The organism is Clostridiales bacterium (assembly GCA_017569285.1).
Classification (GTDB): domain Bacteria; phylum Bacillota; class Clostridia; order Christensenellales; family Aristaeellaceae; genus Aristaeella.
Genome location: CP069419.1, coordinates 2,334,026 through 2,358,635 on the forward strand (window position 1 = coordinate 2,334,026; position 24,610 = coordinate 2,358,635).

The 24,610-nt window shown below is 59.8% G+C and carries 18 protein-coding genes; 17 read left to right on the top strand and 1 reads right to left on the bottom strand.

All coding sequences use genetic code 11. The features are described from left to right. Nucleotides 1–101: 101 nt before the first annotated feature. Complete coding sequence (gene guaA / locus JNO48_10070) at nucleotides 102–1,082, bottom strand: glutamine-hydrolyzing GMP synthase (protein ID QTE67543.1); 981 nt, start codon at nucleotides 1,080–1,082, stop codon at nucleotides 102–104. Nucleotides 1,083–1,430: 348 nt separating this feature from the next. Here guaA and JNO48_10075 point away from each other — a divergent pair, with 348 nt between their 5' ends. From JNO48_10075 to JNO48_10155, 17 genes are all read left to right on the top strand, one after another. Continuing rightward, the gene (locus JNO48_10075) at nucleotides 1,431–2,765 is read left to right on the top strand and encodes a carbohydrate ABC transporter substrate-binding protein (protein QTE67544.1); all 1,335 of its coding nucleotides are present in this window, start codon (nucleotides 1,431–1,433) and stop codon (nucleotides 2,763–2,765) included. 92 nt (nucleotides 2,766–2,857) lie between these two features. Beyond that, a complete protein-coding gene (locus JNO48_10080; GenBank protein ID QTE67545.1) occupies nucleotides 2,858–3,820 on the top strand; it encodes a sugar ABC transporter permease in 963 nt (320 codons plus the stop codon). A gap of 32 nt (nucleotides 3,821–3,852) precedes the next feature. Beyond that, nucleotides 3,853–4,713, top strand: coding sequence for a carbohydrate ABC transporter permease (locus tag JNO48_10085; protein ID QTE69742.1), 861 nt, complete (start codon nucleotides 3,853–3,855; stop codon nucleotides 4,711–4,713). A 61-nt stretch (nucleotides 4,714–4,774) separates the two neighbouring features. After that, on the top strand, nucleotides 4,775–5,944 hold the full coding sequence (locus tag JNO48_10090; protein QTE67546.1) for an AGE family epimerase/isomerase: 1,170 nt from the start codon (nucleotides 4,775–4,777) through the stop codon (nucleotides 5,942–5,944). 24 nt (nucleotides 5,945–5,968) lie between these two features. Further along, the gene (locus JNO48_10095) at nucleotides 5,969–6,982 is read left to right on the top strand and encodes a LacI family DNA-binding transcriptional regulator (protein QTE67547.1); all 1,014 of its coding nucleotides are present in this window, start codon (nucleotides 5,969–5,971) and stop codon (nucleotides 6,980–6,982) included. Nucleotides 6,983–7,172: 190 nt separating this feature from the next. Next, on the top strand, nucleotides 7,173–8,204 hold the full coding sequence (locus tag JNO48_10100; protein QTE67548.1) for a glycoside hydrolase family 130 protein: 1,032 nt from the start codon (nucleotides 7,173–7,175) through the stop codon (nucleotides 8,202–8,204). A gap of 291 nt (nucleotides 8,205–8,495) precedes the next feature. Beyond that, nucleotides 8,496–9,674 carry a glycosidase gene (locus JNO48_10105; protein ID QTE67549.1) on the top strand — a complete coding sequence of 393 codons (1,179 nt, stop codon included), beginning with the start codon at nucleotides 8,496–8,498 and terminating at the stop codon, nucleotides 9,672–9,674. Nucleotides 9,675–9,683: 9 nt separating this feature from the next. Continuing rightward, a complete protein-coding gene (locus JNO48_10110; protein QTE67550.1) occupies nucleotides 9,684–11,195 on the top strand; it encodes a hypothetical protein in 1,512 nt (503 codons plus the stop codon). Between the two features lie 34 nt (nucleotides 11,196–11,229). Beyond that, on the top strand, nucleotides 11,230–13,608 hold the full coding sequence (locus JNO48_10115) for a glycoside hydrolase family 2 protein (protein QTE67551.1): 2,379 nt from the start codon (nucleotides 11,230–11,232) through the stop codon (nucleotides 13,606–13,608). Between the two features lie 582 nt (nucleotides 13,609–14,190). Continuing rightward, nucleotides 14,191–16,479 (top strand): AMP-binding protein, encoded by a 2,289-nt coding sequence (locus tag JNO48_10120; protein QTE69743.1) that lies wholly within the window; start codon nucleotides 14,191–14,193, stop codon nucleotides 16,477–16,479. A gap of 224 nt (nucleotides 16,480–16,703) precedes the next feature. Then, on the top strand, nucleotides 16,704–17,174 hold the full coding sequence (locus JNO48_10125; protein ID QTE67552.1) for an RNA polymerase sigma factor: 471 nt from the start codon (nucleotides 16,704–16,706) through the stop codon (nucleotides 17,172–17,174). After that, nucleotides 17,171–18,376, top strand: a complete 1,206-nt coding sequence (locus tag JNO48_10130) for a hypothetical protein (protein QTE67553.1) — start codon at nucleotides 17,171–17,173, stop codon at nucleotides 18,374–18,376. The genes JNO48_10125 and JNO48_10130 overlap by 4 nt, the downstream gene beginning before the upstream one ends. Nucleotides 18,377–18,435: 59 nt before the next feature. After that, nucleotides 18,436–19,581, top strand: a complete 1,146-nt coding sequence (locus tag JNO48_10135; GenBank protein ID QTE67554.1) for a hypothetical protein — start codon at nucleotides 18,436–18,438, stop codon at nucleotides 19,579–19,581. 226 nt (nucleotides 19,582–19,807) lie between these two features. Further along, entirely contained in the window at nucleotides 19,808–20,245 is a 438-nt protein-coding gene (locus JNO48_10140; GenBank protein QTE67555.1) for an NUDIX domain-containing protein, read from the top strand. 136 nt (nucleotides 20,246–20,381) lie between these two features. After that, entirely contained in the window at nucleotides 20,382–21,386 is a 1,005-nt protein-coding gene (locus JNO48_10145) for a hypothetical protein (protein QTE67556.1), read from the top strand. Nucleotides 21,387–21,529: 143 nt separating this feature from the next. After that, nucleotides 21,530–23,485, top strand: coding sequence for a 1,4-alpha-glucan branching protein GlgB (gene glgB / locus JNO48_10150; protein QTE67557.1), 1,956 nt, complete (start codon nucleotides 21,530–21,532; stop codon nucleotides 23,483–23,485). A 230-nt stretch (nucleotides 23,486–23,715) separates the two neighbouring features. After that, nucleotides 23,716–24,603 (top strand): helix-turn-helix transcriptional regulator, encoded by an 888-nt coding sequence (locus JNO48_10155; GenBank protein QTE67558.1) that lies wholly within the window; start codon nucleotides 23,716–23,718, stop codon nucleotides 24,601–24,603. Nucleotides 24,604–24,610: the final 7 nt, after the last annotated feature.

The window sequence follows — 24,610 nt, forward strand, 5'->3', positions numbered from 1 at the left end:
GCACCGCAAACTTTATAGTCGCGACTCCACAACCGTGGAGCTCGCTCCTTAAAGTTTGAGAATGACGCTGACGAGACTCCCCGCACTGCGGGTCGTCAGCGTCATTCCCATTCGATTGTGCCCGTAGGCTTAGGCGTGAAATCATACAGGACGCGGTTGACGCCCTTGACTTCGGTGATGATGCGCTTGACGATGTGCTGCATCAGGTCGAAGGGGATGTTCTCCACGGTGGCGGTCATGGCATCCTTGGTGTTGACCGCACGGATGATGACAGGCCACTCATCGCAGCGGACGCCGTCCCGCACGCCGACGCTCTTGACATCCGGGATGACGGTGAAGTACTGCCACACCTTGTTCTGCAGGTCGTTCTTCAGGAACTCTTCGCGCAGGATGGCGTCGCTCTCGCGGACGGCTTCCAGGCGGTCCCGGGTGATGGCGCCCAGGCAGCGGACTCCCAGGCCAGGGCCGGGGAAGGGCTGGCGGTATACCATGCCGAAGGGCAGGCCCAGGGCCACGCCGACGACACGCACTTCATCCTTGAAGAGGAACTTCAGGGGCTCGACGAGCTCGAAGTCCAGGTCCTCGGGCAGGCCGCCCACGTTGTGGTGCGCCTTGACGGGACCGCTTTCCAGGATATCGGGATAGATGGTGCCCTGCGCCAGGAACTTGATGTTGTCCTGCTTGCGGGCTTCTTCCTCAAAGACGCGGATGAACTCGGCACCGATGATCTTGCGCTTCTGCTCGGGGGCGGAAACGCCGGCCAGCTTGTCCAGGAAGCGGTCCACGGCATCCACGTAAACCAGGTTGGCGTCCATCTGGTTGCGGAAGACTTCGATGACCTGCTCCGGTTCGCCTTTGCGAAGCAGACCGTGATTGACATGGACGGCGACCAGCTGCTTGCCGATGGCTTTGATCAGCAGGGCCGCGACGACGGAGCTGTCCACACCGCCGGACAGGGCGAGCAGGACTTTCTTGTCGCCGACCTGGGCCTGGATCGCGGCAACCTGTTCCGCGATGAACGCTTCGGCCAGCTCGGGTGTGGTAATCCGTTCCATGTTTTCAGGGCGCTTGTTGTTCTCCATTTTACATCCTCCCGTTAACAGCAAAAATGGGGTTCAAATCATACCATAACAGAATAAAAAAAGATGGCAGATGTGTCAATCGGAAATCATGACAAAAGAATGAAGTGATTTTTTCAAAAAAAATAATTTTTGGAAAGGCAGCGAAACTATTAACCAATCTGTTAACTAACATTAGCTGAAATATCGGAAAAACAAAAAATCACAGGCCTTTTGGTTTACAGGATGAATAACAGAGAAAACCTTTGCACACCAACGTTTGCGGGTATTGACAGAATGAAATTCCTGGGTTTATAATGCAGGCAATCAGAGGTTAACATGTTAACCTAACAATTAAAGGAGGAAGACCCAATGAAGAAACTGTTGTCCCTTGTTTTGGCACTGTGCCTGGTCCTCGGTATGGCTTCTTTCGCCATGGCGGAAGATGAGCTGCCCACCTTCGACCAGATCGTGCTCGGAGAGAACACCGACCTGGCCGCGAAAATCCATTTCGCGTACCACCGGACCGACATCCCGGACAAGCTGAACGGCTATGTGGAAGAGTTCCGGAAGACCTACCCCAACATCGAGATCGAATATGAACTGATCACCGACTACGCCGAGAACGCCCTGCTGCGGGTCGACAACACCGACTGGACCATCATGGGCATCCCCACCGTGCAGAAGGATGAGCTGTCCAAGTACTTCGTGCCGCTGGGTTCCCTGGAGACCCTGGACGGACTGTACAACTTCATGAGCTCCCAGTCCTTCGAAGGCGTGTGCTACGGCATCCCCTCCACGGGCAACGCCAACGGCGTGCTGTACAACAAGCGGATCTTCGCGGAAGCCGGCGTGACCGAGCTGCCCAAGACCCCCGATGAGTTCATCGCTGCCCTGAAGGCCGTGAAGGAAAAGACCGACGCGATCCCGCTGTACACCAACTATGCTGCCGGCTGGACCATGGGTGCCTGGGACGCCTACATGGGCGTTGCGGCTACCGGCCGTGCCACCTACATGAACCAGGAACTGGCCCACACGAAGGATCCCTTCGCGGACCAGGGCAACGGAACCGGCCCCTACGCCGTGTACAAGATCCTGTATGACGCGGCTGCCGAAGGCCTGATCGAAGACGACTACACCACCACCGACTGGGAAGGCTGCAAGCCGATGCTGAACAACGGCCAGATCGCCACCATGGTGCTGGGCTCCTGGGCCTTCACCCAGATGCGTGACGCCGTGGGCGGCGAGCATCCCGAAGACGTGGGCTACATGGCGTTCCCGATCACCATCGACGGAAAGCAGTATGCTCCCGCCGGCGGCGACTACAACTTCGGTATCAACGCCAAGGCCTCCTATGAAGAGAAGCTGGCTTCCCTGTACTACCTGAAGTGGCTGACCCATGAGAGCGGATTCGCCTACAGCGAAGGCGGCGTGCCGATCGACAAGAACGGCGAATATCCGGACCTGTACGCGGCTTTCGACGGCATCGACATGCTGTCCGACGCGGACGCCCTGGAAGGCGAGGAGACCCTGCTGAGCGAAATGAACGCCGAGTCTGAACTGAACTTCAACAACGCCGGCAACACCAAGGTCCAGGAGATCATCGAACACGGCTTCAACCATGACAAGTCCTTCGACGACATCATGGCTGACTGGAACGAAGCCTGGAGCGAAGCGCAGGCTGCGCTGAACGTTGAGGTCAAGTAATTCCCGGATACATGAGAACCCCCGGCGGGGCCATGAGCATGGCTCATGACCCCGCTTTTTTTCAAGCGACCCGCACATCGGAGGTGTGATCCATGAGCTTCGTCGGTACAGTCCAGCCGGACCTGCGGCGGAAACGCGTGAACTGGCAGAAGGTGCTGGTGATCGTCCTGTTCGCCATCGTCCCCCTGTTCCTGCTGATGCTGTTTACCTATGTCCCCTTCGCGAAGATGATCCAGTTCAGCTTCCACAACATGAGCTACACGAAGGACAAGGGCTTTGTGGGGCTGGACAACTACCTGCGGATATTCACCAAGGAAGAGTACATCGGGGCCATGCTGCTGAGCCTCTACTACATGGCGGGCGCGGTGGTCCAGCTGGCGCTGGCGCTGTTCCTGGCCTCCGTGCTGAGCCTGGAGCGGATCCGGGGATCGGGCATCTTCAAGGCGATCCTGTTCTTCCCGTTCCTGGTCAACGGCATCGCCATCGGGTATATCTTCAAATACTTCTATACCCGGGGCTTTGTGCTGGACTCGGTGCTGCAGGCGATCGGCATTCCGCTGGAGAGCCTGCCGTACTGGCTGCGGGACCAGAGCATCAACAACTGGTCGCTGGTGTTCACCTCCGTATGGAAGTACTGCGGGCAGAACATGGTGCTGTTCATCGGCGCGATCGCGTCCATCGATCCCACGCTGTATGAGGCGGCGACGATCGACGGGGCGAACCGCTGGCAGCAGTTCAAGGCGATTATCCTGCCGGGCATCAAAACGGTGTTTATGCTGAACCTGATCCTGTCGATCACCGGATCGCTTTCCGCCTTTGAACCGGCATACGTCGTGGGCAGCATGGGCGCGAACGGAACAGCTACGTTCTTCATCAAGATCCACCAGATGGCACACGTGTCGCAGAAGGTCGGCCAGGCCTGCGCGATGGCGATGGTGCTGATGGCGCTGATCCTGCTGTTCACGGTGCTGCAGCGGCTGTTCTTCCGGTATGTGATGAAGGATTCCGAAAACACGTTCAACGCCAAGGCCAACAAGGCCAAGGCGCTGTGGTGAGGAAGGGGGAGAGCGGAATGACAAACGCGGCGATGGCAATCCGAAACACCAACAACGGCGCCCGGACAAAACGGATTATCATCCGGACGCTGGAATACCTGGCCATCCTGCTGGCCTGTTTTATCGCGCTGCTGCCCATCTGGTCCTCCTTCACCACGTCCTTCAAGACGGCGGAGGAATACGGAACGACCAACGCGATGGCGCTGCCGCAGAACTGGCTGAACTTCAGCAACTATGCCCAGGTATGGACGGAGGGCGACATGCTGCGCGCCTTCCTGACCTCGGCCTCGGTGGTTGTGGTGGTCGTGGCGGTTTCCGTGATGATGGGCTCCATGCTGGCGTATGTGCTGAACCGGTTCCGTTTCCCGGGCAACGGGCTGATCCGGAACCTGTTCATGATCGCGACGCTGATTCCCGGCATCGCGATGCAGGTGACCACCTACCAGATCATGAAGGACCTCGGGTTCCTGAACTCGATTGTCGGCTACATGATCCTGATGAGCGGAACCGACGTCATCTCCATCTACATCTTCCTGCAGTATTTTGAAAACCTGGACGGCGCGCTGGACGAATCGGCGGTGCTGGAGGGCTGCACGTACTTCGGTGTGTTCTTCAAAATCCTGCTCCCGCTGACCAAGCCCGCGATCATCACGGTGGCGGTGCTGAAGGGCGTCGGGGTTTACAATGAATATTACAGCGCGAACCTGTATCTCCAGTCCAATTCCTGGCGGACGATCTCCACGGCGCTGTATTCCTTCTCGGGGCCGTTCAAGAGCTCCTACAACATTATCTGCGCCGGCGTGCTGCTGACGCTGATCCCCAGCCTGATCGTTTTCCTGATCTTCCAGAAGCAGGTGTACGCGGGGCTCGCCAGCGGCTCGGTCAAGGGTTGACAGGGCCCTGCGCAGGGTTATAATATGGTTAACAGAATGATTAACAATTAAGGAGCACTTTATGTTCAGGGATGAGGTACGGGAACATCTTGAGCAGAAAATCATTCCGTTCTGGCAGAACCTGAAGGACGACGTGTCCGGCGGCTTTACCGGTTATGTGGGAGAAGACCTTCGCCCGGACAAAACGGCGGACAAGGGCTGCATCCTGAACAGCCGGATCCTGTGGACATTCTCCACCGCGGCCAAAGTGCTGAACCGGGACGACCTGCGGGCGTACGCGGAACAGGCGTACCGCTTTGTGGACCGGTTTGAGGACCCGGAGAACGGCGGGGTGTACTGGTCGGTGACGTATGACGGAAAGCCGGCGGACACCACCAAGCATACCTATTGCCAGGCTTTTGCGGTGTACGGGCTGGCGGCCTATTACCGCCTCACGGGATGCCAGGGCGCGCTGCGGAAGGCGGTCCGGCTGTTCCGGGTGATCGAGGAGAAGTGCCGGGATGAAAAGGGCTACCTGGAAGCGCTGAACGCGGACTTTACCCCCGGCAGCAATGAAAAGCTGAGCGAGAACGGCGTGATGGCCTCCCGCACGATGAATACCCTGCTGCATGTGATCGAAGCCTATGCGGAGCTGTGCCGGGCGTATCCGGACGAGGAGGTCCGCATGGCCGGGGAAAAGGCACTGGAGCAGTGCCTGCACACGATTTACAATCCCGCGAAACGGCGGATGGAGGTTTTCTTTGACGACGACTTCCGCCCGCTGCTGGATATGCAGAGCTACGGGCACGACATCGAGGGCAGCTGGCTGCTGTGGGACGCGGCGGAAACGCTGCTGGAGCCGGAGAAGCTGAATGCGTACCAGGAGATGTGCCTGGACCTGGCGGAGAGCGCGACGGAACGCGGCTTTACGGACCACGGGCTGCACTATGAGATCGTGAACGGCGAGGTGAACACCGTCCGCGCCTGGTGGCCCCAGGCGGAAGCGCTGCTCGGCTTCGCGTTTGCCCTGGAGATCACCGGGGACGCGGTGTGGGCGCAGCGGATGCGCACGCAGTGGAACTATATCCTGCGCGCGGTCGTCGATCCCCGGGAGGGGAGCGAATGGCTCAATGAGATCACCGAGGAAGGGGAATCCCTCCACAAGCCGCTGGCGGAGGAGTGGAAGTGCCCCTATCACAACGGGAGGATGTGCCTGCGGCTGTACCAGCTGGAACTGCCGGAGGGACTCTAATATATCATCAGGGAGACAAAACCAGTGAAGAGACCAACCATGAGGGACATCGCGAAGGCCGTCGGGACCAGCGCGGTGACCGTATCCAAGGCCATGGCCGGAAAACCGGGCATGAGCGACAAGCTGCGGGCGAAAATCCTGAAGAAAGCCGCGGAGATGGGATACGAATATCCCGGCACGGATCGTGTGGTGCTGCGGCAGCACCTGGACATCGGCGTGCTGATTCCGGACCGGTATTTTGAAACGGAATCCTTCTACGCCCAGATGTACAAGAAGCTGATCCAAAAGCTGAGCGAGCAGGGACATTTCGGCCTGCTGGAGATCCTGAGCGCGGAGGATGAGGAGAAGCTGGTTCCGCCGATGCTCATCCGCAGTGGAAGGGTGGACGGCATGATCCTGCTGGGCGAGCCGTCCAAGGCATACTACCGCATGATCGCGCAGCAGAACACGCCGGTGGTCTTCCTGGACTTCTATGACGAGCACGGCAGCGCGGACGCGCTGGTCGGTGACAACCTCTACGGCTGCTACCGCCTGACCAGCCACCTGATCCGCATCGGGCACCGGAAGATCGGCTACGTCGGCAGCGTGCGGGCCACGAGCAGCATCATGGACCGCTTCCTCGGGTACTACCGGGCGATGCTGACGCACAACCTGCCGGTGCGGCCGGACTGGATCATCCCGGACCGGAAGGACAACGGCGAGCTGATCCCGATTGAACTGCCGGAAGAGCTTCCGACCGCCTTCGTGTGCAACTGCGACGTGGTGGCCATGGCCCTGATCCGCGCGCTCAATGAGCACGGATACCGGGTGCCGGAGGACGTTTCGGTGACCGGTTTCGACGATTTCGTGACCGGGCCGGAACCGGAGATCCGCCTGAGTACCTTCAAGATCAACACGCCCGCCATGATCGAACTGGCGGTGAAGACGATGGCCGAGCGCTGCAGCGGCGCGCACGGCCCCTTCGGCCGCACGGTTATCAGCGGCCAGCCGGTCTACCGGGATTCGGAAATCCCGCTGGAGACATCAATTGAGGATTGATGGTCTCCACCCAATATATTTTTAGGAGATTCCGCGTCTGCGGACGCGGCCAGGGCTTTCCTTTTATTTGACGCTTAAACCGCCTTCATCCGCCACTGGCGGCGGCGGTATAAGCGCCCCGGACCTTCGGTTGGATACTTATTTGTAATTTCGAATTAACCGTAAAATGAATTCAGGAGGAAGAAGAAATATGAGCAAGGTAAAGATGATCAATGTGGACGCGCTGCCGAACATTCCCTGGCAGGACCGGCCGGCGGACCTGAAGACGGAAAGCCCGGTATGGCGCTATTCCGAAAACCCGGTGATGGGCCGCAACCCCACGCCGGCCATCGCGCGGATTTTCAACAGCGCCGTGGTGCCGTGGGAAGACGGCTTCATCGCGGTGCTTCGCGGCGAGCAGATCAACGGTGTTCCCTATGTCTACCTCGGACATTCGAAGGACGGCATCCACTGGGACGTGGAAAAGGAAAAGGTGCCCTTCACCGATGAGAACGGCAACCCGAAGATGCCTAACTACGCGTATGACCCCCGCCTGGTGAAGGTGGAGGATACCTATTACATCATCTGGTGCGGCGATTTCTACGGCGCGTCCATCGGCATGGCGAAGACGAAGGACTTCAAGACCTTCACCCGGCTGGAGAATCCCTTCATTCCCTTCAACCGCAACGCGGTGCTGTTTCCCCGGAAGATCAACGGCACCTACAAGCTGCTGAGCCGCCCCTCCGACAGCGGCCACACCCCCTTCGGCGACATCTTCCTGAGCGAGAGCCCGGACATGGTGTACTGGGGCAAGCACCGCCACGTGATGGGCAGCGGCGGGGAATGGTGGCAGGGTGTCAAGATCGGTGCCGGCGCGGCCCCGATTGAGACCAGTGAAGGCTGGCTGATGTTCTACCACGGCGTGGCCACCACCTGCAACGGCTTTGTGTACTCCATGGGTGCCGCGATCCTGGACATCAATGAGCCCAGCAAGGTGCTGTACCGCTGCGCGAACCACCTGCTGACGCCGGAAGAGCCTTACGAGACCACCGGCTTTGTGCCGAACGTGGTGTTCCCCTGCGCGACGCTGCAGGACGGCGAGACCGGGCGCATCGCGATCTACTACGGCGCGGCCGATACCAATGTTGGCCTGGCGTTCACGACAGTGGATGATGTGGTGAAGTACATCAAGGAGCACAGTGTCCTCCATTACGGTGACGACGTCGCGGTTCATAACTATTGATAACTTCCCCTTCCCCTGCTCCGCACCCTCAATAGTCGCAACTCCACACTGTGGAGACTGCTCCTTTTCGGGTGACCTCACCACCGACGAAACTCCTGCCAATGGCAGTCGTCGGCGGTTCGCCCCCTTCCCCGCAAACAAACAGGCAGCAGTTTGATGTTGGCTGATGCGGGGACGGGGATTAGTTAGGGGTGGGGCTTCGCCCCACAGCCCTTCCGTGGACATGCTGCTTGATTTGCAGTACAGGCGGGCTTTGTTTTGATAAAAACAGGCAGAAAGAAAGGTTTTGCCATGAGAAGCAGAAGTTTTGATTCCCTGATGGAAGCCTACGAGCGGCTGCTGGCGCGGCCGAACCCGGCGGACGAGCATTTCTACAACGGGCTGTACATCCGCTACCGGAACCCGGTGCTGACGCGGGAGCATATCCCGCCCTTCTGGATGTACGACGCGAACCCGGATACCAATCCCTTCATGATGCAGCGGCTCGGCGTCAACGCGACGATGAACAGCGGCGCCATCAAGCTGAACGGGAAGTACTGCATGGTGGTGCGCGTGGAAGGCGCGGACCGGAAGAGCTTCTTCGCCGTGGCGGAAAGCGACAAACCCACCGAGGGCTTCCGCTTCCGGGATTACCCGGTGATCCTGCCGGACACGGAAAAGCAGGAGACCAACGTATACGACATGCGGCTGACGCAGCATGAGGACGGCTGGATCTACGGCGTGTTCTGCTCCGAGAGCAAGGACGAAAACAACCCGGACCTTTCCGCGGCGGTGGCCGCGGCCGGCATTGTCCGGACGAAGGACCTGGAAAATTGGGAACGCCTGCCGAACCTGAAGACCCTGCGCTCCCCGCAGCAGCGGAATGTGGCGCTGCATCCGGAATTCGTGGACGGGAAGTACGCGTTCTATACCCGCCCGATGGACGACTTTATCGAGACCGGAAGCGGCGGCGGTATCGGCTTCGGCCTGTGCGACGACATCACGCATCCCGTGATTGACGAGGAGAAGATCCTTTCCCGCCGGAAGTACCATACGATTACCGAGAGCAAGAACGGCGCCGGCGCGGTGCCGATCCGCACGGACCGGGGCTGGATCCATATCGCCCACGGCGTGCGCAACACGGCCGCGGGACTTCGGTATGTGCTGTATGCCTTTGCCACCGACCTGAAGAATCCGTCGAAGATTATCGCGGAGCCGGGCGGACTGCTGCTGGGACCGCTGGGGCGCGAACGCACCGGCGACGTGAGCAACGTGGTGTTCACCAACGGCGCCATCGCGGATGACGACGGCAAGGTGTATATCTACTATGCCTCCTCCGATACCCGGATGCATGTGGCGGAGACCGACGTGGACCGCCTGACTGACTATGTGTTCAACACGCCGGAGGATCCGCTGCGCAGCTCGGACTGCGTGCGGCAGCGGGCGGAGCTGATCCGGAAGAACCTGGAATACCTGAAGAACAGGGGATAAGCCAGCCATATGGAAAAGAAGCTGAAGCCGTCCGCACTGTTTACGGACGGCGCGGTCCTGTGCCGCGGAAAGGAAATCCGCCTGTTCGGCGAGGCTGCCGAAGGTGTGTGTGTTTCCGCTGCCCTGACGGACGCGGCGGGAAAACTGCTGGCGCGGGGCGAAAGCACTGCGCGGGACGGGAAGTTCCTGATCAGCCTGCCACCGCAGGAGGCGCAGGAAGGCTGCCGGATCACCTTTGCAGCCGGCGCGGAGACCGCGGAAGCGGGGGACATCGCCATCGGCGAAGTGTACCTGGCCGGCGGGCAGAGCAATATGGAACTGGAGCTGCAGTACGCGCTGGAAGGCCCGGAAACCCTTCCGGACCTGAAGGACCTGCTGCTGCGGTTTTTCAACGTGCCCAAACAGGCGTATGACGACGGGAATGAGCCGCAGTTTGACCGCACCCGCTGGCACATGGCGGACCCGGAGAATGGAAAGTATAACAGCGCTGTGGCAACGCTCTTCGCGCGGAAAATGCGGGAAAAGCACCCGGATATCCCGCTGGGGATCATCGGATGCTACTGGGGCGGGACCTCCGTCACCTGCTGGATGGATGAGGATACCCTGCGGGAAACCGGCGAGGGCGTACGGTATACCGAAAGGTATAACCGGGAGTGCGGCGAAAAGACCATCGAACAGTTTCTCCGGGAAGAAAAGGAATGGCGGCGCACGATGGACGCCTGGGACAAAACCGTCGCGGATTTCAAGGACGGGCATCCGGGATGCACGTGGCCGGAAATCACCGCGGCCTGCGGACCGTGCCCGTGGTTCCCGCCGAAGGGACCGGGGTCCCCGTTCCGGCCGCACGGCCTGGTGCATATGATGTTCGACAAGGTATGCCCGGTTTCGCTGACCGGTGTGCTGTATTACCAGGGCGAGGAAGACGCCGGGCAGACCGACCGCTATGATGAGCTGATGGCGGCCATGATCCGGCTGTGGCGGAAAAAGCTGCGCGCGCCGGAGCTGCCTTTCCTGTTTGTCCAGCTGCCGATGTGGCTGGACTTCGAAGCGGAGGATACCTTCCAGTGGGCGAAGACGCGGCTTTCGCAGGCCGCGGTCCGGGACGCCGTGCGGAATATCGGGATGATCTGCCTGCTGGATGAGGGCGAATACGGCAATATCCACCCGGTGAAGAAACGCCCGGTGGGCGAGCGGCTGGCGGAGCTGGCCCTGGCGATGGCCGGCGAAAACGGGGAAGTCTCCCCGCGGGCGCTGGACATGTACGCAGATGGGGATACCCTGGCGGTCCGCCTGACGCAGCCGGTGAAAACATCCGACGGGGAGGCCCCGCGCCTGCTGGAAATCGCCGGCGGGGACGGAAAGTTTGTTTCCGCGGAAGGCGAAATCAGCGGAAATACCCTGCGCCTGAAGGCGGAAGGCATCAAGCATCCGGTGAAGGCCCGGTACGCCTGGACGGACTGGTCCGACAAGGTGAACCTCTTCGGCGGAAACGGACTGCCGCTGGAACCGTTCAGCCTGTAAACTGAGAACAACCCTGACGAGAGGGGCTGCCTGTATGAAAAAACTGAATCTGTGCGGAACATGGGAAATGACCGGGGAGGACGGACACAGCTTTCCGTCCGAAGTGCCGGGCAGCGTACTGAATACCCTGCTGGAGCACGGGGAAATTCCCGATCCGTTTGACGGAATGAATGAGTTCACCGCCTGTGCCGAAACCCGGCGCAGGTGGTGTTTTGCGCGTTCCTTCCGCGTGACCGCGGAAGAACTTGCACATGCGCACGCGGACCTGGTGTTTGAGGGGCTGGATACCCTGGCGGCGGTGGAGGTGAACGGGCAGGAAACTGCCCGCACGGACAACATGCACCGCACCTGGCGCTTCCCGGTGAAGGAACTGCTGAAGGAAGGGGAAAACAGCATCCGCATATCCTTTGATCCCGCGATGGACTATGTGGAAAACGCGGCGAAGGAAAACCCGGAGGTATCCTGGGACGGCGGAAGCGAGCTGAAGGGCACCGGCTTCCTGCGCAAGGCACACTACATGTTCGGCTGGGACTGGGGCCCCCGGCTTCCGGACGCCGGCATCTGGCGCCCGTGCCGGATTGAGTTTTACGACAGCCGCCTGGAGGACATCCGCATCCGCCAGGTGCACAGCGAAAACCGCGCGGACCTGGAAGTCTGTATAGAAACCGGCGCGGAACGGGTATCCCTGGAGCTGCTGGACCCGGACGGCAATCCCGCAGCCGCCGCGGAAGGAATGCCCGGGGAAACCATCCGACTCACCGTGGAGAACCCGCGGCTATGGTGGCCGAACGGCCTGGGCAGCCAGCCGCTGTATACCCTGAAGGCGGCCGCCCTCACCGGCGGAAAGGCGGAAGACGAAAAGACCCTGCGCGTGGGCTTGCGGACGATGACCGTTTCCCGGAAGAAGGACGAATGGGGCGAAAGCTTCGCCCTGTGCTGCAACGGGGTGGACTTCTTCGCCATGGGCGGGGACTACATCCCGGAGGACAACCTGCTTTCCCGGGTGACGAGGGAGAAGACGGAACAGCTGCTGAAGGACTGCCGGGACTGCCATTTCAATTCCATCCGCGTATGGGGCGGCGGCATCTATCCGGATGAGACGTTCTTTGACCTGTGCGATGAGATGGGACTGGTGGTATGGCAGGACCTGATGTTCGCCTGCAACACCTACAAGCTGACGGACGCTTTCCGGGAGAGCATTGCCCGGGAGGCGGAGGACAACATCCGCCGCTTCCGGCACCACGCGTCCCTGGGGCTCATCTGCGGCAACAACGAGATGGAAACCGCCTGGCTCAGCTGGGGCGGGGTGAAGGACCAGCCGGAATACCTGAAGCAGGATTACCTGGAGCAGTTTGAGCACCTGCTGAAGGACGTATGCGCGAAGGAAGCGCCGGACGTGTTCTACTGGCCGTCTTCGCCGTCCTCCGGCGGCGGGTTTGACGACCCGAACAGCCTGGACCGGGGCGACGTGCACGACTGGTCTGTGTGGCACGGGCGGCGGCCCTTCTCGGATTTCACGGAGCGGTATCCGCGGTTCTGCTCGGAGTTCGGCTTTGAGTCGTTCCCCCGCATGGATACGCTGAAGACCTTTGTGCATGAGGAACGGGAGATGAATCCCTTCTCTAGGGTGATGGAAAGCCACCAGAAGTGCCGCAGCGGCAACGCGACAACGCTGTATTACCTGAGCCAGACGCTGCGCTACCCCTTCTCCATGGAGAAGCTGGCCCACGCGAGCCAGTGGCTGCAGGCGGAGGCGGTGCGCGCGGGCGTGGAACACTGGCGGCGGAACCGCGGCCGGTGCATGGGCGCGATTTACTGGCAGGTAAATGACTGCTGGCCGGTGGCCAGCTGGGCGAGCATCGACTCCCTGGGCCGGTGGAAGGCCCTGCAGTACCGGGCACGGCATTTCTTCGCGCCGACGGCGGTCACGCTGTGCCGCGGGGAAAACGGATATACGGTCCATGTGACCAATGAGCGGCGGGAGCCTTTCCGGGGTACCGCGCAGTGCGTGGTCCGGGACGATGAAGGCCGGAAGCTCCGCGAGCTCCGGCTGGAAGCGGACTGCCCGGCAATGGCCAGCGTGAAGGCCGGCGAAGTCCTGCCGGAAGGCGGGGAAGAGCCGGAGATCGTGCAGTGCGTCCTGCTGGACGGGGATGGAAACCCCGTGAGCGAATGCATGGAACTGGGCACGCTGCCGAAGTATTTCCCCTTCCGGGAGCCGAAGATCCGGATGATCCGCTCGGGCCGGCAGGTCACCCTGCAGGCGGACACCTTCTGCACGGGCGTGGAGCTGCAGGCCGGGGAGGCAAGGTTCTCGGATAACTGGCTGACGCTGTATCCCGGGGAAGCCCGGACGGTAACCGCGGACCGGGATTTCAGGGAAGATGAACTGCGGGTACTCTGGCTGGAATAAGGCGGTACGAACAAAAAACAACGGAAACCGTTGACAAGCAACGGGGAAAAGCGTAAACTCCCGTTAAAGGCTTTGAAGGAGAGGGCAACAGGAATTCGGCCATCAGAGACGCGGCGGTTGGTGCGAGCCGCGGGAAGAACCTGTCAGCTGTCGCTCCGGAGCCGGAAGGAAGAAAGCGGAAACGCGAGTAGAGCCTTCCCGAACCAGCCGCGTAAGGGCAAAAGGGCTTGACGGAGCCTGAAGGGGCGGTTTTTCAGGAAACCGCAATTTGAGTGGTACCGCGGGTATGATATTCCATGCTCGTCTCAAAGCAATCCTTTGAGACGGGCATTTTTTCATGCGGGATATTGGAGGGCTTTCCGAGAGATTGGGGGGCTTTCCGCAAGGAATCGCACGCGCACCGCGGGCGGGATCCCCGCCTCGCGCACCGCGCGCGGCAGCGCCCACCCCCTTCGGATCTCATAAGGATTAAACTTTGAAACCGTTATTTAAATCTTTGAGAAGATTTCGCATCTGCGGATGCGACCAGGGCTTTCCGATCGCCCTGGACCTTCGGTTAGGAGGTTGTTGAGTATGGCACAGATGACGGGACTGAACTTCAAGATCCAGGAGATGGCACACCGGATCCGGGAACTGCGCGAGATTGAAAACCTCACGATTGCGGAGATGGCCAGCAAAACCGGCGTGACGGAACAGGAATACATCGACTGCGAAATGGGCCGGTCAGACCTGAACTTCGCGTTCCTGTACCGCTGTGCGCTGGCGTTCGGCGTCGACGTCGGCGATATCATCGAGGGCTCCAGCCCGAACCTGAACTCCTTCACGGTGACCCGGAAGGGCGAAGGCCAGCGCATTGAGGAAGCCCACGACATGATCTACTACAACATGGCGGCTTCCTTCCGGAACCGGATCGCGGAACCCCTGTACGTACAGGCGGCCTACAGCCCGGAAGCGGAGAAGGAGGATATCAAGCTGACCACCCATGAAGGGCAGGAGTGCGATATCGTCATCGAGGGTTCCCTGAAGGTGCAGGTGGGCGAGCATATCAGCATCCTGTATCCCGGCGACTCCATTTACTACGATTCCGGCACCCCGCACGGCATGATCGCCGTGGGCGGCAAGGACTGCCTGTTCTACGCAATCGTCCTGAACCCCACCGGCGCCCCGATTCCGGAACTGACGCCGGAGAAGGCCATGCCCGGCACCGCCCTGCAGGAGTTCCCGGCGGAGAACGGCCGCACCCGTGTGTGGCACCGCTATGCCGACGTGGAAAAGGACGAGAACGGCACGCCAACGAAGATCACCTTCAAGAATACCGAGAAGTTCAACTTCGCCTTCGACGTCATCGACGCGATTGCGGACGAAGTGCCGAACAAGCTGGCCATGCTGCACCTGGACCGGGAGAAGAACGAACACCGGTTCACCTTCAACGATATGAAGCGCGCGTCCAACCGCTGCGCCAACTACTTCAAGTCCCTGGGCATCAAAAAGGGCGACCGCGTGATGCTGGTGCTCAAGCGGCACTACCAGTTCTGGTTCTCCATCCTGGCGCTGGAGAAGATCGGCGCCATCGCGATTCCCGCCGTGGCCCAGCTGCAGGAGCATGACTTTGAATACCGCTTCAACGCCGCCGGCGTGAAGGCGATCATCTGCACCGCGGACGGGGATACCGCCCACCAGGCCGACCTGGCCGCGAAGAACGCGCCGGGCCTGGAACTGAAACTGATCGTGAACGGCACGCGGGAAGGCTGGCACAACTTCGACGAGGAATACCAGATGTATTCCACCCATTACAACCGCACCGAGGATACCCCCTGCGGCGATGACCTGATGCTGATGTACTTCACCTCCGGCACCACAGGCTATCCGAAGATCGCGGCCCACAGCTACAAGCACCCGCTGGGCCACCTGCATACCGCAAAGTACTGGCACTGCGTGAACCCGAACGGCCTGCACCTGACGATTTCCGACACCGGCTGGGCCAAGGCCGGCTGGGGCAAGATTTACGGCCAGTGGCTGTGCGAGGCGGCAATCTTCGTATACGACTTCGATCGCTTCGACGCGGCGGATATCCTGCCGCTGTTTGCCCGGTACAATATCACCACCTTCTGCGCGCCGCCGACCATGTACCGCATGCTGTGCAAGCAGGACCTGAGCAAGTACGACCTGAGCTCCGTGACCCATGCCTCCAGCGCCGGCGAAGCGCTGAACGCGGAGGTTTACCGGCAGATCGAGAAGCAGACCGGCCTGCAGATCATGGAAGGCTTCGGCCAGACGGAAAGCACCATGATCATCGGCAACCTGGCCGGCGCGAACCACAAGCTGGGTTCCATGGGCAAGGTCGCCCCGATCTACCATGTGTGCCTGCTGGACGCGGACGGCAACCCCGTTCCCGACGGTACGCCGGGTGAGATCTGCGTGGATATCTCCAACGGTATCCCGATCGGCCTGTTCCGCGGCTATTACCGCGACGAGGAAAAGACGAAGGAAGTCATGCACGACGGCTGGTACCATACCGGCGACCTGGCCTGGTGCGATGAGGACGGCTTCTACTGGTACGTGGGCCGCGCGGACGACGTCATCAAGTCCAGCGGGTACCGCATCGGGCCGTTCGAAATCGAGAGCGTGATCATGGAGCTGCCCTACGTGCTGGAGTGCGGCGTGAGCGCGGCACCCGACGAGGTGCGCGGCCAGGTGGTCAAGGCCAGCATCGTGCTGACCAAGGGCACGGAGCCGACCGAAGAGCTGAAGAAGGAAATCCAGAACTACGTCAAGCAGCACACCGCGCCGTACAAGTATCCCCGGATCGTGGTGTTCCGCGACGAGCTGCCCAAGACCGTCAGCGGCAAGATCCAGCGCGCGCTGCTGTAACAGAACCGGTATTATATTGCTCCCTCCATGGAAAACAGTTAAACTGTTTCTATGGAGGGTTTTTTGAAATACAGCCGGCCAAAAAGAAATTTCCATAGAAGAAAACCATTTGTCATTCTGATTCGTCATATAGACGGAACCTGAAAAAGCGCTGTTCAGGAGGGTCTTCGTGCAGCGGACGCGCAAACGAAGATGTGGAGGAGAATAATGTCGTGGATGCTTTGATGTTTCAAGCGGAAGTCAGGCGGATTGAGAAGCTGCTTTACCGCGTCGCGTGGTCCTATATGGGCAATAACGCGGATGTGGAGGACGCGGTACAGGATGCATTGATCAGGGCCTGGGAAAAGAGGGACACGCTGCGGGACCTGAAGCAGTTCAGGCCGTGGATGGCGCGGATCCTCACCAACCGGTGCCGGGACATGCTGCGAAAACGCAAAAAATGGAGCTTCATCCCCCTGGAGGACGCTGCCGCACAGGAAGTGGAACCGCCGGAACCGGATTCGCCGGTGCTGGAGGCGGTGGGGAAGCTGAAGCCGGAGCTGAGGACCCTGGTGACGCTTCATTATGTGGACGGATACTCCATACAGGAAATGGCGGAGGCCCTGGGAATTCCGGAGAACACCGTCAAAACCCGTATGAGGAGCGCACGGAGACAGCTGGGCAGGACCATTCTCCTGGAAAGGGGGGCAGAATGATGAATACCGATGAATTCAAAAAGCAGCTTGCTTCTGTAACCCCCGATGTTCCGGAGCATTTCCACAACCGGGTGGAAATGACGCTGGAGAATATCGTTTTACAGGAGGCACAAATGAAAGAAAGTACAAAACAGGCGATTAAAACCGCCGGACGGTTCAGCGGACGCACGCTGGTGATCGCAATCGCCCTGGTGGTCATGATCGCCGCGGCGGCGCTGGCTGCGACCCAGTGGAACCTGTTCGGGCAGCTGCCGCACCTGGCCGGTGAATCACCGGTGAACGCGGACAGCGTGATGCAGAAGGACCTGCATACGGAAACGGTCAACAATGTGGAGATTTCGATTAAAGAAGCCGGATATGACGGCCGCACCCTGCTGATCCAGCGCAGCTACCGGATACCGGATGCGGAAGAAGCCTTCGGCAAGGAAGAAATGCTCGGTGACGTCGAAGAGAAACTGTATAAAGACTACCATGTCGGCTGGTGGATCGACCATATCTGGTTCAACGGGAAATGCATGAATATGCCGAGCGGCTCGGAAAGCATGATCTCCGGCAGCGACGTCCCCGGGGAAATCATCATCACGGAAGCCTGGCGGCTGTACGAAGAAGGCGTATACCTGGACGGGCCGACGGAGATCAGTATGCCGATCGGGGAAATCCAGGATATCGACAACTATTACCATCATCCAGAGAAGAAGGACGCGGACGGAAACCTGCTGGTACCGGACAAGGGCATGGTGACCTTCACCTTTGATCCCGGGGACGTGCAGTCCCGGGTGAAGACCTTCCATCCGGAGCAGGAAGCCGTGCTGCCGGAACTGACAGCGAAGACTGTGGACGCGACGTTCACGCCTCTGATGACCTACATTACCCTGGATATCAAGGTCAATCCGGAAACCATGGCGGCTTATATCGAGGAGAACGGGGCATATGTCCTCGACGATGACGGAACTCCCCTGTGGGAACGAGACGAACTGGATATCGTGGATCCATGGGCGATGAGCCTGGCCCTGGTGGACGGCAGCGGGAATATCATGTTCCCGGATCATGACGGCTTTGACAGCGACTGGGCAACCGGCGCGTCGTTCCTGTACCCGTACCTGGAAATCATTCCGGATGAACTCTGGATGGCGCCCGTGGACGAGGAAGACGGAACCGTGGATATGAGCCGCGCCGTGCTGGTGAAGCCTGCGAACGAGTAAATGAAAGAAAGCCGGAAGGGGGCGCAGGGGTGCCTGCGCCCCTCTGACAGGAGGAAGATATGATCAGGAGAATTGCTGCCGGTATTCTGGCATTACTGGTGCTGCTATCCGCATCCGCAACGGCTGAATATGAACAGTACCGGCTGGAAGTGCCCGAGGAAGGGGACGCGGTGCAGCTATGGGAGGTTTTTCCGCTGGACGCGCATAACGTGATTGTCCGGGTATACTCACCGGAGGTACCGTGGCATGTGGACTGGTACCGGGACGGGAAAAAAATCCGGAGCCTGACGACGGGCGGAGACTATGACCGGAAGACGCCGCCGGAACCGGTGATCGGGCCGGAAGGCCTGGTCTGTATGCTCTGCCGGATTCCATCTGAAGAGGGAGCTGCGGAAAAATGGCCGCCGCTCAACGCGACAGCCCGGTGGGAGGACAGCGGGCTGACGGAGGTGACTCCTTTCAGCGAACGCGTGAAGGCGACGCGCTGGGATAACCGGATTATTATTTATGAAACGGAAGAAGCGGACCGGATCTGGTACAACGGAACAGACACGTTGGTCAAACGTAAACTGGCAGACAAGCTGCATTCAAGTTATGCGATTGCCCTGGAAGACGGCGTCTTTATAATGACATACCGGGATTTCAGCATCCCGGACGGGCCAATCGAAATGATCTGCCTGGATCACGGGGAAGAGCGGTACAGGCTGGATGATGAATTTTCCAGGAATATGCTGCCGGACGGAAAGGGAGGATTCTACTCCGCCCGGTGGGAGTATGTTGAATGGACGTCCAGGCGGGACTCCTCCCCGGTGCGCCTGCTGCATGTGAATCGGGACGGGCAGCATGACCGGACCTGGAACCTGCAGGGGGACAAGGTGGCCCTGACACCGGACCGGACTTTTTATGATCCACAGGCAGGAACGCTGACCATATACGGCAACGCGGTGAACACCGCCCGGAAGGTCCTCGCGGTTTTCGCCATGACGCTGGATGATGGCATGAACATCACTTCCCTGGACGTACGGAATATTGATCCGGATTACATCGGGTGCGAAGCCAAAACATACCTGACCCCGGACGGCGTTCCCTATGTTTATCTCTTTGACCGGGATCACAAGGACAGGATCTGCCCCGCTGTGATTCCGTTCTCCCTGGCTGGGCAGAGCAATGACGATTACGGAATCACAATCCGCCCGGCGGAGTGAAAGCGGAACAACCGGCGAAGATAAACCTGGAAACATAACTGAATCGCGACGGGCCGGAAGCCGGGAAGGCTTCCGGCCTTTCTGCGGACCTGCGGGTGTTTCTTATTTTCTGAATCGGGACTGTTCACGGAAGCTTCCGGCCGGTATAATCGGCAGTGGAAAAAGAAGCGGAGAATTGTTTCCCCGCAGGTGCGGGAGGCTCCGGAGGACATACAGGAGGCTATGTATGACGAAGGTACAGTTTTATGACCGGGTGGACGACGGGAAGCTCCGGTTTGCGGTGATCATTACCCGGACGGAGGGACACTGGGTGTTCTGCAAGCACCGGGATCGTGACACCCTGGAAGTGCCCGGGGGACACCGGGAGCCGGGAGAGGGTATCCTGGATACCGCGAAGCGCGAGCTGTACGAGGAAACCGGAGCCATCGACTTCACCATGGAGCCGGTCTGCGTCTATTCGGTGACGGCGCCCGGGAATTTCGACGGGCAGGAGACCTTCGGCATGCTGTTTTCCGCGGACGTGCGGGAATTTGAAAAAGAACTCCACAGCGAGATTGAACGGATTGTGATCCGGGATGACCTGCCGGAGGCGTGGACGTATCCGGAGATCCAGCCGCTGCTGATGAAGGAATGGGAAAGGCGGACCGGCAAGGGCGGACAGTGAATCGCCATCGCGGGGAATAGAAGGAATATTTATCGCTTCGGCAGGATAACGGATGCGGGCAGGTGAACTATATTCTGACAGGAAAATTCTGTCCGGTTTGGAGAGACCGAAAAAAGAATATGGAGGATTGTTTCCTATGCGCGGCCTGAAAATTGTCCTGAGGATCCTGACGGTCCTGCTGGTCCTGGTACTGCTGGTCGGCCTTGCCGGCTTCCTGATGTTCCGCCACCGTTCCAGCCCCAATGACATCATCCACTATGAGACGAGCAACTCCTTTATTACGGGGAAGACCCAGGTGAGCGCGCACCGCGCGGGCGGCGGCATCATGCCGGAAGAAACCATGATGGCGCTGAAGAACTGCACGAAGGACGTGGACTTTTCCATTGACGTGTTTGAGTTTGACCTGCACCTGACAAAGGACGACGTGCTGGTGCTGCTCCATGACAACGAGATGGACCGCACCTCCGACAGCGTGGAGGTATTCGGGCGCGAGCATGTGCGGCCGGAGGAAATGACCTTCGACGAGCTGCGGAAGCTGAACATGGGCGCGAAGTTTGTGAGCGACAGCGGGGAAAGCCCCTATGCTAACCTGCACGGGGAAGACGTGCCGGATGACCTGCGCATCGTGGCCCTGACGGAAGCGCTGGATTACCTGGAAAGCATCGGCCGGTACTACTACATCATCGAGATCAAGAACGGCGGGGAGATCGGCTTCCGCGCGGTGGACCAGCTCTACAGCGAGCTGAAGGCGCGGGACATGGTGGACCGCGTGGCGTTCGGATCCTTCCACGGGGAAGTTTCCGAATATAAGGACAAAACCTATCCGGACCTGATGCGCGGCGCGTTTGCCGGCGAGGTGATCAATTTCTACCTGGCGGCCGCACTGAACAAGCAGGATTATACGCCGCCCTGCGGGATCCTGCAGCTGCCCTTCAACGACCCGAAGGAGAGCAAGTATATCAACCTGGGCACCGCCCGGGTGATCAACTACGCACACGCGCACAACATGGCGGTGCAGTACTGGACCGTGAATGATGAGAAGGACATGGCGTACCTGCTGTCCATCGGTGTGGACTGCATCATGAGCGACTATCCCGACCGCCTGTGGCGCGTGAAGCAGGAAATGGGCCTCAATCCATAACACGGAACATGCCGGAGCTGTATGGCTCCGGCTTTTTGGCGCAAAGCGGGAACCCGGAAAAAGCCGGCAAAAAAATATGGGGAAATCCGCGCCGGATATGATATAATCACCTTACAGAAAAAAGAATAAGGGGGCTTGGCGATATGTGGTACAATCCGCCGGACGGACAGCGCAGGGACAGTTTCCATAACGGAAGCTGCGCGGACGCGTATGACTTCCTCGGCGCGCATCCCGTGGAGGAAGACGGGGAACTGAAATGGCATTTCTCCGTCTGGGCGCCCAATGCCCGGGCTGTATCCCTCGTGGGCGAGTTCTGCGGCTGGGACCGGGAAGCTTACCCCATGGAAAAACAATATGACGGGATCTGGGAGCTGCGGCTGCCGGACGCGCTGTTCCGCCCGGAACGCGACCCGGAGCGGTACAATTACCCCGAAGCGGCGGACCGGCTGCGCACGTATAAGTACGCGGTCCTGTGCGCGGACGGGGAATGGTATATGCGGGCCGACCCCTACGGGTTTGAAATGGAGATGCGGCCCAGCAACGGCAGCCGGCTGCGGAACCTTTCCGGGTATGAATGGCATGACAGCGAATGGATGGAATCCCGGAAGGAAGGGGAGCCCATCCGCAAGCCCATGAATATCTATGAGATGCACCTGGGCACCTGGCGGCGGGGAGAAGGCGGGCGCATCCTGAACTACGCCGAGATTGCCGATGAGCTCGTGCCCTACCTGCAGGACATGGGCTACACGCACGTGGAGTTCATGCCGGTGATGGAGCATCCGTTTGACGGCTCCTGGGGTTACCAGGTGATCGGCTATTACGCGCCGACCTCCCGCTACGGCACGCCGGACCAGCTGCGGTACCTGGTGGACAAGCTGCACCAGGCGGGCATCGCGGTGATCCTGGACTGGGTTCCCGCGCACTTCCCCAAGGACGAGGCAGGCCTGCGCCTGTTTGACGGAACACCCTGCTATGAGCACGCGGATTCCCGCCGGGCGGAGATGCCGCAGTGGGGAACGCTGCTGTTTGACTATGCCCGGGGCGAGTCCGCCAGCTTCCTGAAATCCAATGCGCTGTTCTGGCTGAAGGAATACCATGCGGACGGCCTGCGCTTTGACGCCGTCAGCTGCATGCTGTACCTGGACTTCGGCAAGGATCCGGGCCAGTGGCTGCCCAACCAGTACGGCGGGCGGGAAAACCTGGACGCGATCCGCTTCCTGCAGACCCTGAACGAGACCGTGAACCGGGAATGCCCCGGCGCGATTACCGTGGCGGAGGAATCCACCGCGTTCCCGAAGGTCACCCATCCTGTGGAGGAAGGCGGCCTGGGCTTCAGCTTCAAATGGAACATGGGCTGGATGAACGACATCCTCTCCTATATCGAGATGGACCCGATCTACCGGAAGTACCACCACGACAAGATCACCTTCTCGATGATGTACGCGTTCAGCGAGCATTATGTGCTGCCCTTCTCCCACGATGAGGTGGTGCACTGCAAGCACTCGATGATCGAGAAGCAGCCCGGCGACCTGTGGCAGAAATTCGCGGGCCTGCGGGCACTGTACGGATACTACATGGTGCACCCCGGCAAGAAGCTGCTGTTTATGGGCGGGGAGTTCGGCCAGTTTGTGGAATGGCGGGACACCGAACAGCTGGACTGGTTCCTGCTGGCGTATGAACGGCATCCGGACCTGCAGAAGTACATGAAAGCCCTGAACCGCCTGTACCGGGACGAGCCGGCCATGCATACGGTGGACGACAGCTGGGACGGCTTCAAGTGGCTGAACGTGAACGACAAGGACCGCAGCGTGGCGGCCGTGATGCGCTCCGACGGGGAGGACGGGTATATCGCCTGCGCGGTGAACTTCACGCCCCAGCCGTACCTGGAATACCGCATCGGGCTGCCCTTTGACTGCGAACTGACGGAAATCCTGAACTCCGACCGGGCGGAATTCGGCGGGAGCAACCTCTACAACGGCACGGTCCGCCGCGCGGAGGAAATCCCCCAGGAGGAGCATCCCTTCTCCTGCGAGATTGTCCTGCCACCGCTGGCCGCGGTGTTCTTCCGGGTAAAGAAGGTTGAAGAAGAAAAGGAATAATCCCATACGGAAACCAGCCCCGGGCGGCGGGAAGATCCCGCCGCCCGGGTTTTTTGCGCCAGGCCCCTTTACTTTTCTCCAAAAACAACTTACAGTAGAAAAACAGGCAGATGTCCTACCGGAATTTAAACTTCAGTTGAAATCCGCTGTTCCGCTCAACCGAAAGTGGTGTTATGGTGGTATCGTTCCAACCGGCGCGCAGCGGAATGAGAAAAAAGGAGGACGACATCATGTCATTCGGAAGTATTTTACAGGGTCTGCGGAAAGAGGCCAAAGTCACCCAGGAGGACCTGGCGCAGAACCTGGGCGTGAGCGCCCAGGCGGTATCGAAATGGGAAAACGGGAGCTACCCGGAGGGGGACCTGATTCCCCGGATCGCGGATTTTTTCCATGTGCCGATTGATTACCTCTACGGACGCGCTGAAAAGGACATGGGGATTGAACAGCGGGTGGTACGGGAACTGAACCGGCTGTGGGAATCCTTCCGGGAGTCCGGCGCGGATGCGGACAGCGCCTCCCGGGCGTTTATCGACAAAATCCATGGGATCCTGTGGGCATTCCAGATCGGCGCCTGGGTGGAGAACAGCGATTACTGGCCCCTGCCGGACGGCGGGGACGGGAGCAGCCGGATGGCCAGCACCTATGCCTGCAACCATGGATTTACCTATATGTCGCTGGCGAAAGACCGGGAGTTCTACGTTTTTCAGAAACAGCCCAGCGGGGAAGGCTTCGGCCGGTACCTGGAAGAGTCGGATGATATCCGGGCCCTGTTCCGGTTCCTCTCCGACAGGGCGAACACGGCACTGCTGAAATACCTGTACGGCCTGAAGGGCGGCGAGTATGTCCGGCGGGATACGCTGGTGAAAGCTCTGGGGGTGAGCGGCGAGAAGATCGACAAAGCCCTGGAGTACCTGATGAGCATCCGGGGAAACCACGGGAACGATCCGGTGGTATCGATCTCTGTTGTAAATGAAGGCGGGCAGGCGGAGACGGCTTACGGTATCAACATGACGCAGGGCGGACTGCTGTTCAGCCTGCTGGCGGTGGCGGATGAATATGTGCACTCGCCCTGCGGGTACAAGAACCAGATTATGAACCGTTCAAAACCCTGGGCATAAAAAAGAG